General features: G+C 68.6%; 1 protein-coding gene. It reads right to left on the reverse strand.

The features are described 5' to 3' along the window. The coding region (locus ACIRL2_RS51420) for an acyltransferase domain-containing protein (RefSeq protein WP_402242737.1) at positions 1–1,149 on the reverse strand (1,149 nt) is incomplete at its 3' end. Positions 1,150–1,176 lie beyond the last annotated feature (27 nt).

Raw genomic sequence — 1,176 nt, forward strand, 5'->3', positions numbered from 1 at the left:
GAAGGGGTAGGTGGGGAGGTCGAGGTGGGTGGGTGGGGTGGTGGGATAGAAGCGCGTCCAGTCGGTGGTGGTGTGGGTGTGGACGGTGGCGAGTGAGGTCAGTACCCGCTGCCAGGTGTCGTCGTCGCGACGCACCGTGCCGGTGACCGCGACCACTGCGCTGCCGGCATGCTCCTCGGCGCTCTCCTGAAGCGAATGCGTCAGGACCGGATGCGGGCTCGCCTCCACGAACAGCGTGTGCCCATCGTCCAGAAGCGCGCACGTGGCGGCCTGGAAATGCACGGGAGTGGCCAGGTTGTCGTACCAATACGCCGCACCCATGACCGCGGTGTCCACCACCGGCCCACCCAGATGACCCGCAACAGTCGAGTAGAACGCCACCGCGGCCGGCCGCGGCTCGACCGGAGCCAACAACCGCATCAACCGGTCCCGCAGAACCTCCACGACCGGAGTATGCGAGGCATAGTCGATGGGCACCCGACGCGCCCGAACACCCTCACCCTCGCAATACGCCACGACCTCCGCCAACACACCCGCATCACCCGCGATCACCGTCGCCGACGGCCCGTTCACCGCCGCAACCGCCAACCCCTCCCAACGAGCGACCAGATCCTCAACCACCGCCACACCCAACGGCAACGACAACATGCCACCCCGACCGGCGATACCGGCCAACACCCCCGAACGCAACGCCACGATGCGCGCGGAATCCTCGAGCGTGAGAATGCCCGCGACGTGCGCGGCGGCGATCTCACCCTGCGAATGACCCACCACCGCGTCCGGGGTGACGCCCAGGTGCTCCCACAACCGGGCGAGCGAGATCATCACCGCCCACAACGCGGGCTGGACGACGTCGTCCCCCTCCAGAACGGGAGCACCCGGCACCCCCATCAGGACATCGACCAGATTCCAACCCGTGAACGGTTCCAACGCCGCCGCGCACGCCCCCAGATGCTCGGCGAACACCGGCGAGGTCCGCATCAACCCCACACCCATGCCCACCCACTGCGAACCCTGCCCCGGAAAGACGAAGACGGTCCCACCCGAATGCGCGGGCACCGTCCCGGCGACCACACGGGCCGAGGGCTCACCCGCGGCCAACGCCGCCAACCCATCCCGGAAATCCGCCGGTTCCCGACCGATCACCACCGCCCGACGCTCGAACACCGAACGACC

This window comes from Embleya sp. NPDC127516, from assembly GCF_044765325.1.
Taxonomy (GTDB): Bacteria; Actinomycetota; Actinomycetes; order Streptomycetales; family Streptomycetaceae; genus Embleya.